Raw genomic sequence first — 2687 nt, 5'->3', positions numbered from 1 at the left:
AGACAGAGTAAATCACCCATCAAAAACACGACATCTGTATTTAGCCGGCGCTACGACATTTCAAAATGGCTTTGACAGAAGCTCTACGCCCCTACGTGGGCCAATCCGACCGCCCATCGTCCGAGGGTTCGCACGAGACTCCGGTGTGGGCGTTGACGATAAAAAGCCGCAAAATTATGCAAAGGGTCTGTTAAATTAAATTTTGAGCGGCGCGGATATTGGCGCGCGGCCGTGGCGATCGCAGCGAAGAATGCGCGAATGGCGTGCGCGGTCCTGGAGTACGGCGACGACTTCAAGCACGAGCCAGCCGCCCCGTGAGCTCCACCGATGGGTTCGTCAACCGCACACCAACAAGAAGCAACGGTACCATGAGCAAATAAACAAACGATCACTTTGCACTTCCAGCGGTGATGTGAAGCGGGGACCTGCGCGAGGTATACCTGATAAGGCTACAGGGATTTCATTCCCGGTCATCGAACGAGGCCCTTGCGCGCGTCTTTCATCAGGGTCGGGGCCGTCAGCCCAGCATCACCGGTTGTAGTACAGCGCCACCGACAAGATCGACAGGCCGTTCTCTACCTTGTTCGATCAGCCTCCGATGTGCTACATCGCGGCACGTTACGACTCGGCCAGTCAGATAGACGACGTCGCCGACCGGGAAACCAGGGATGGGCGCTGCTTATAGTTCCTACGGCCGCACTTATTTTTAATCGCCGTAGCCGACAATGCCCTTCACTTCCAGAAACGCTTCGAGGCCCCATTCGCCGTATTCGCGGCCGTTGCCCGATTGCTTGTAGCCGCCGAACGGCGAGCCTGCGTCCCACGCCGGATACTTGACGTACACGCTGCCCGCGCGCAACCGGTACGCAACCCGCCGCGCACGCGCTTGGTCCGCCGACTGCACGTACGCGGCGAGTCCGAACGGCGTGTCGTTCGCAATCGAGATCGAGTCTTCCTCGTCCCGATACGGGATGATCGCGAGTACCGGACCAAAAATCTCTTCGCGCGCAACCGTCATCGACGGGTCCACGTTGGCGAACACGGTGGGCCGTACGTAGTAGCCGCGCATTAGGCCTTCCGGCCGCCCAGGCCCGCTGCCGCCAGTTGCGCGCCTTCTTCGATGCCCTTTTCGATCAGCCGTTGCACGCGCACGTATTGCACGTCGCTGACGACGGGCCCCATCGTCGTTTGTGCGTCGTCGGCAGGGCCGACGCGTTGGGCGGCCGCCGCGCGTTGTGCGATACGTACGGCTTCGTCATGCCGAGATGCCGGCACGAGCATACGCGTCGGTGCGTTGCAGGACTGGCCGCTATTGCTGAAGCACGAGTTCACGCCCGAGGTCACGGCCGTCTCGAAGTCGGCATCGTCGAGCAGGATATTCGCCGACTTGCCGCCGAGTTCCTGATGAACGCGCTTGACAGTCGGCGCCGCGAGCTTCGCGATTTCGACGCCGGCCCGCGTCGATCCCGTGAACGACACCATGTCGACATCCGGATGGCTGCACAGCGGCGCCGACGGTTGGTCCGTCGCCATTGATCAAATTGAATACGCCGGGCGGCACGCCGGCGGCGTCGATGATCTCGGCGAACAGCACCGCATTGAGCGGCGACACTTCGCTCGGTTTGAGCACTATCGTACAGCCTGCCGCGATCGCCGGCGCGACCTTGCAGGCGATCTGGTTGATGGGCCAGTTCCACGGCGTGATCAGCGCCACCACGCCGACCGGTTCGTGATTGACGAGCGTCGTGCCTTTCTTGCGCTGCCACGCGAACGTCTCGCAGGTACGCAGAACTTCTTCGACGTGGCGTTTGCCGAGCGCAGCCCGCCATGCGTGCGACAACGCCTACGGCGCGCCGATCTCACGCGAGATGATGTCGGCCATTTCGTCGTAGCGCGCCATGTACGCATCGAGTATGCGGCGGATCAGCGCGACGCGTTCAGCAGGCTGCGTCTGCGAGAACGACGCGAACGCGCGTTTCGCGGCGACGACGGCGCGCTCGACATCGTCCGCATTGCCGAGCGCGATTTCGGCGAACGCTTCTTCCGTGCAGGGATCAACGACGGGCAGGCGTGCTGTGCCGGACGGCGCGACCCACGCGCCATCGATATAAAATTTCAGTGCATTCGACATCAGGTTTCCGTTCGTCATGAAATCAGGCCCGCGCAGTGACCGAGCGCCGGATGATGACGGTCATCACGAGGCGTAGCGTGAGTGCGGGAAGCATCGTGCTGATCGCCAGGGCAGCCGGGCGAACCAGGGGCGCTTTGTTCTACCTTCGCTCGTGCCCCTCTGTCTTGCGTGTTGGCTGCGTCTCGAAATCTGACACCGCCTAAGCGGCTGGCGCAGCCATACCTTCTACTACTTGCTTTAGTGCCGCCACAAAAATGTCCAGTTCGCTTTTCAGCATATAGATATGCGGTGACACGCGCAGTCCCTGGATATGCCGTACCTGACGATATCTCACATGTACCTGGTGGTTTTGCCGACGCTCCTGTTCGATCTTCCTGGAGTCCAGGCAAAGGCGATGCGTAGTCGTGTTCTTATCATGCACATGCCGTACGGCTTCGGAAATCGTTGAGACGTATGCAGAGTACCTTGCACGCACGGTCCTTAGCAGGTTGCTGAAATACCAGTAGCGCGCGTCATCGTGGAAGGCCGCTAAGGCGTTGATATGAGACCCCTCACT

General features: G+C 60.7%; 4 pseudogenes. 1 reads left to right on the top strand and 3 read right to left on the bottom strand.

The features are described from left to right. Positions 1 to 204: 204 nt before the first annotated feature. Positions 205 to 318, top strand: a pseudogene (locus AWB68_RS47800) (IS110 family transposase); the annotation flags it as partial. A gap of 223 nt (positions 319 to 541) precedes the next feature. Here the strand turns inward: AWB68_RS47800 and AWB68_RS47795 are convergent. From AWB68_RS47795 to AWB68_RS50480, 3 pseudogenes are all read right to left on the bottom strand, one after another. After that, positions 542 to 670 (bottom strand): annotated as a pseudogene (locus AWB68_RS47795) (fumarate hydratase C-terminal domain-containing protein); the annotation flags it as partial. Between the two features lie 36 nt (positions 671 to 706). Further along, positions 707 to 2131: pseudogene (locus tag AWB68_RS43860) on the bottom strand (aldehyde dehydrogenase family protein). Positions 2132 to 2330: 199 nt separating this feature from the next. After that, positions 2331 to 2687, bottom strand: a pseudogene (locus AWB68_RS50480) (hypothetical protein); the annotation flags it as partial.

Source organism: Caballeronia choica (assembly GCF_001544535.1).
Lineage (GTDB): Bacteria > Pseudomonadota > Gammaproteobacteria > Burkholderiales > Burkholderiaceae > Caballeronia > Caballeronia choica.
The sequence above is the reverse complement of the archived record's forward strand: the minus strand, read 5'-3'. Positions and strand labels throughout refer to the sequence as shown.